Annotated in this window: 3 protein-coding genes and 1 pseudogene; 1 reads left to right on the top strand and 3 read right to left on the bottom strand. The window is 66.4% G+C overall.

What is annotated here, in order from left to right; translation table 11 throughout:
• Positions 1-698: pseudogene (locus tag HUW62_RS45670) on the top strand (hypothetical protein); the annotation flags it as partial.
• A 27-nt stretch (positions 699-725) separates the two neighbouring features.
• On the opposite strand, the gene HUW62_RS45665 reads toward HUW62_RS45670, so the two are convergent.
• From HUW62_RS45665 to HUW62_RS45655, 3 genes are all read right to left on the bottom strand, one after another.
• A complete protein-coding gene (locus tag HUW62_RS45665; protein WP_176438015.1) occupies positions 726-1,310 on the bottom strand; it encodes a DUF1629 domain-containing protein in 585 nt (194 codons plus the stop codon).
• 16 nt (positions 1,311-1,326) lie between these two features.
• Positions 1,327-2,199 (bottom strand): AHH domain-containing protein, encoded by an 873-nt coding sequence (locus HUW62_RS45660; RefSeq protein WP_176438014.1) that lies wholly within the window; start codon positions 2,197-2,199, stop codon positions 1,327-1,329.
• A 118-nt stretch (positions 2,200-2,317) separates the two neighbouring features.
• A complete protein-coding gene (locus HUW62_RS45655; RefSeq protein ID WP_163866349.1) occupies positions 2,318-4,918 on the bottom strand; it encodes a pitrilysin family protein in 2,601 nt (866 codons plus the stop codon).
• Positions 4,919-5,207 lie beyond the last annotated feature (289 nt).

The raw sequence follows: 5,207 nt of genomic DNA, 5'->3' as shown, positions 1-5,207 counted from the left end.
GCTCGGGGGGCGTTCTCACGGCGGTGGGCGGTTTCCTGGTGCTGGGGCGCACGCTCTTCTCCAACTCGCCGGACCGCGATGGCATCGACCGCGAGGGCCACTACGGCGCCTCCAGTCGGAAGGTGGCGACGACGTGGGGTGTGGTGCTGCTGTCGGTGGGTTTGCCCGCGCTGGTGGCGGGCATCGTGCAACTCCACCGGGGCGGCGAGACGAAGGAGACGCGCAAGGCGGATGAGATGCTGGCCCTGCGTGAGGTGCCTTGTCAGCCACAGCCCGCGGACGGAGTGGTGGAGCTGGCGGGCGGCAATGGCCCTCCGCCCGAGCCGCGCGCCACGGTGAATGGGACGCTGGTGCTGAGCGCCGAGGAGGCGAGGACCCTGAGCTTCAAGGGGTTGCTGTTGGACGGGGCTCCGGTGCTGCTCCAGGACGAGGACCTCTCGCGGATGGAGACCTTCCGGACCTGTGCCCAGTTGCTGGCGGCGCCGGTGGACCCGGACGCCCTGGCCCGTGAGGCCAAGACGCATCCGAACCGGCTGCGGACCAAGAGGGAGTTGGTCCGGGCCTGCACGACGCTGCCGGGAGCGCCCGCGGGTCCGTTGATGGAGGCCATCGACTCCGCGCTGGTGGGGGGCATGGCGCCGGAGGTGAGTCCGTCACCGCCGACTCCGCCCACGCCACCGTCAGGTACCGAGCTCTGACTCGACGTCTATCGTGAGGCTCACCGGTCAGAGTTCCAGGCCGTTCCAGCCTTCGGCGTTGTAGACCTTGAAGCCAGTCAGTCCCGCCTCGACGAAGGCGGCATGGACGTCCTCACGGATGATGATGAGGCGTCGCTCCATGGTGCAGCGGAACATCTTGGCCTCAGGACTGATGGAGGCTGGCTTGAGGGCCAGTTTCTTGATGCGACCGATTTGATCTTCCTCGAGAGGGTCCATCTTGTAGACCGAGCGCTCCAGGTCGATGGCATCTTCGGCGCCGAGCAGGTTGAGAAAGGCATAGTCAGGGCCAACGACGTTGCCCTGGTGGTCCTTGACCACCACGGGAAGCCACTCGGCGTTGGTGAGTCCCAGCGACTCGATGAGCTTGCGTGCCCGACCCGAAACCAACTGGGCCCTCATCAGATTGGGTTGGAAGTCGTACAGGTTTCGGCTGTCAGGATGGTTGTCTGAGAACGAAACCTCCCCTCCCATCGGAAAGCTCTTGGCCAGGCAGATGCCTTCATCGAACTTCCAGTCAGTCGGGCTGTTGCGTGGATACTCGTCGATATATCCACCCTCGATGCTGCGAATCTTGAAGACGAAGAAATTCATGGCTTGAAGTCATTCCTCAGTAGAGAGAGCCCCAGTCATAGCGACTCTTGGCCTTCGTATCCTTGGGGGCATAGCGCACGAATTCGTGCACGTATTGTTTTCCTTTGGTGACCGATTCGACCACGGCTCGACTCAACTCCACGAGCACGTCCCAGTATTTTTCTTCGAGATTTTTCAGATGTTCGAAGATCCTGGTGGCCAGTGCACTGTGGTCTTTGTGAGCATCGATCTCCTTCTGAAGCTTTCTGGAAATGGCCTTCATCTCTTCCATCACCTGCTGCGTATAGAGGGGATGGTCGCCGGGGTGTTGCAGGAGCGCATGGATTGGCACGGCCCACGCCTGGTCCGGCAACATGATGATGTTGTGGCCATGGTTCAGGTTGTACTCGGACTGGAGAATCAGTCGGAGTTGCTTGTACGTGAAGGCGGGCCCGTCCTTCAGTTCGTAGTAGAACGCCGAGCCCGGGAGGATGTGGTGGGCCTCCCAGGCGTACGGGTACTTCTGGAGCGCGGGCTTCTTCTCCTTGTCCTTCGCCCTCGGATTGAAGTTCTCCGGCGGTCCTCCCGGGAACTCCGCCGTCTGGCGCACCAGGTCCCGGATTTCATCCAGGTACGAGTGGTCGAAGACGCGGTACACGTCGCGCCCGTCCAACGACGCGATGTAGTCCGAGCCATTCTGCGCATACGAGCTGTCCTTGCCGAGCACCCCACGCGGCAGCGCGTTGCCATCGACATGGTCGGCGTCGTCCGCGGACTCTTCCGCCGGCTTCGGCTTCTTCTTCTTCGCCTCCGTGGCCGCCGCGTACTTCCGGTCCCGGTTTCGCTCGAAGATGGCCAACAGGCGCTGCGCCAGCGCCGTGTTCATCTCATTCGCATTGAGGCTGCTCATGCACGCACCCGCCTGGAGCGAGGCTGGCGCAAAGCCACCACCTCTTGGCGGCAATGCTGCCCGAAGGGTGGAAGAACGGCGAGCGCCTTCCTATCGGCGCCCGCCAATCCCTCTCACCTCACGGCCCGACGACGGTGAGCACGCTCTTGTCGAAGTCGATGACCTGGCGCGCCACCTCGACGACCTGCTCCGACGTCACCGCGTCGATGTGCTTCGCGTAGTGCAGGAAGTTGTCCAGGTTCAGCCCATAGAGGGTGTCCATGGCCATCATCCCCGCGCGCGCGCCGTTTCGCTGGAGCGCGATTTCGTGCGTGCCGATGAGGTTCTGCTTCGCCCGCGCCAGCTCCTCCGCGGGGATGGGCTCGTCGCGGATGCGCTTGAGCTCCGCGCGAATCCCCTCCAGCGCCGCGTCCACCTTCTCCGGACTCGTGCCCATGTACACCGCGAAGTAGCCCGGCTCGATGCCCTCCACGCCGAAGCTGCTCACGCTGTACGCCATGGAGCGCTTGTCCCGCAGCTCCACGAAGAGCCGCCCGCCCTGACCGGACAGCACGCCGGACAGCGCCTCCAACGCGTGGCGCTCCGGGTCGTTGATGCGCAGCCCCCGGAAGCCCATCACCAGGTGCGACTGCGCCTTGGCCAGCACGCGCTTCTCCTGGCGCGCGGCCTCCGGCGGAGCCTCGGGGAGCACCTTCGGCGCGGCGGCGGCCTTGCCTCGCGAAGTACCGAAGTACTCCCGCGCCAGCGCGAGCACCTCGTCCACCTTCACGTCACCCACCACGGTCAGTGTGAGCTGCGACGGGTCCATGTAGCGCGCGTGGTAGGCGAGCAGCGCCTCGGGCCCCAGGGCTTCCACCGACTCCTTCTCCCCGAGCGTCGGCAGCCGGTACGGATGCGTCTTGAACAACGTCCGGTTGAACAAATCGAACGCGAGACCGGACGGCTTGTCCTCCCGGGTGAGGATGTCCTGGAGCATCAGCGCGCGCTCGCGGGCCACCTCCACCTCGGGGAACGAGGGGTTGGACAGCGTGTCCGCGAACAGCCGGAACGCCGACTCGAAGTGACGCGAGAGGAACTCACCCCGCAGGTTCACCGAGTTGCGTCCGCTCATTCCTCCCATGCTGCCGGCGTAGATGTCGACGAGCTGCGAAATCTCCTCGGCGTCCCGCGTCGGCGTGCCTCGCGTGAGGCTGCGCGCCAGCAGTGTGGTGAGGCCGTTGTCGGCGGACGTCTCGTAGCGCAGGCCGCCCATGAAGGCCGCGCGCATCGCGAACAGCGGCACCGCGGGCTCCACGCGCACCATGATGGTGGCGCCCGAGGGCAGCTTCTCCGTGATGATTTCGCTGGGACCCTTCGTCTTGGCGCCCAGCCGCAGCGAAGGCTCACCCACGGAGACCTTGTTCGCCTTGCGCTCCGGAGGCGCGGCGACGGGCCCGCGCTCCACCCGGTCCAACACCGCGTGGACCTGCTCCTCCGTGAAGCTCGTGCCGTGCGGCAACAGCCCGGTGATGGTGGCGCGGTCGAAGCGCAGGTACTTCTCCGCCGCCGCGCGCAACTGCTCCGGCGTGAGCGAACGGATGCCCTCGTAGTAGCGCGCCTCCGCCTCCAGGCTGCCCATGCCGGACTGGTAGAAGCCCATCTTCCGGGCGATGCCCTGCACCGTCTCGCGCTGGTAGACGGCCTCCGCCTCCAAGAGCGCCTTCGCCGTGGACAGCTCGTCCGCGGACACCGGCGTCACGCGCAGCGTGGCCAGCGCCTTCGAGGACTCCTCCAGCGCCTTCTCCAGATTCCCCGGCTGCAGCGTCATCGACATCGAGAACAGGCCCGGGTCCTGCGGCGTGTAGGAGAACGCGTGGATGTCGTTGACCAGGTTGTGCTTGCGCTTCACCTCGCGCGTCAGGCGGGAGGCGTCACCCTGGCCCACAATCATCGCCAGCACGTCCAGCGCGGGCGTGTCCGGGTGCGAGGCCTGGGGGATGGGGAAGGCCAGGTGCAGCCAGGCCTCCTTCACCTCGTCCGGGCGCAAGAGCACGCGGCGGCCGGTGGGCGCGGGCTCCTGGGGGCGCTTCGCGGCGCCCTCGTACGGACGGCCCCAGTCCCCGCCGAAAATCTCGTCCACCCACCCGCGCAGCTCCGCCTCGCTCAAGTCTCCCGAGACGGCGAGCACCAGGTTCTGGGGCGTGTAGTAGCGGTGGTAGAACTCGAGCACCTTCTCCCGCGTGAAGCTGCGCACGCTCTCCGCCGTGCCCAGGACGGGGAGCCGGTACGGATGCGTCTGGAACACGGTGGAGAACAAGTCGCGAGACGCGCGCCGGGAGGGCGTGTCCTGGCTGCGCTTGATTTCCTCGCACACCACCTCGATTTCGCGCGCCAGCTCGTCGGCGTCGAAGGCGGAGCGGCGCACCGCGTCCCCGAGGATGTCCAGGCCCGTCTTGGCGAACTGGCTGGCGATGACGATGTGGTAGACCGTCTGGTCGTAGGACGTCCAGGCGTTGATTTCGCCGCCATGGGCCTCCACGTCCCGGGCGATTTCGCCGGGGCCGCGTCGCTCGGTGCCCTTGAACAGCATGTGCTCGTGCAGGTGGGCCAGGCCCGCCTGGTCGGGGCGCTCGTCGGCGCTGCCGACCTTGACCCAGACCTGGAATGCCGCGACCTTGGCGGCGTGGTTTTCGTCGAAGACGACGGTGAGCCCGTTGGGTAGCGCGTAGCGGATGGCCATATAGGAGCGTCCGAAGCTGGCACTCGCCCCCCTGGAGGGCAAGGCGAGGTGTGATGTTTCCCCCACTGGCTAACGCCCAGGGGCCCTCACGTCGAGGGGTCCTTGCCGCCTCCCTGTGTCCGGAAGGCGGAACCGACCTCTCTCGTCACGCGTCCCTGGCAGGCAGCGCCGCCGGGCGGTAACCTGCGGATGCCCATGCCGTCACCTCCGGAAGAGGTGGATCCGCTCGCGGACCTGCGCGACAGCCTGGACCTGGAGGACACTGGCGTCCAAGCGGCCCCCCCCGCCC

Origin of the sequence: Myxococcus sp. AM011 (assembly GCF_013372595.1) — a bacterium.
GTDB classification, from domain to species: Bacteria; Myxococcota; Myxococcia; order Myxococcales; family Myxococcaceae; genus Myxococcus; species Myxococcus eversor.
This window is presented reverse-complemented; position numbering and strand designations above follow the sequence as displayed.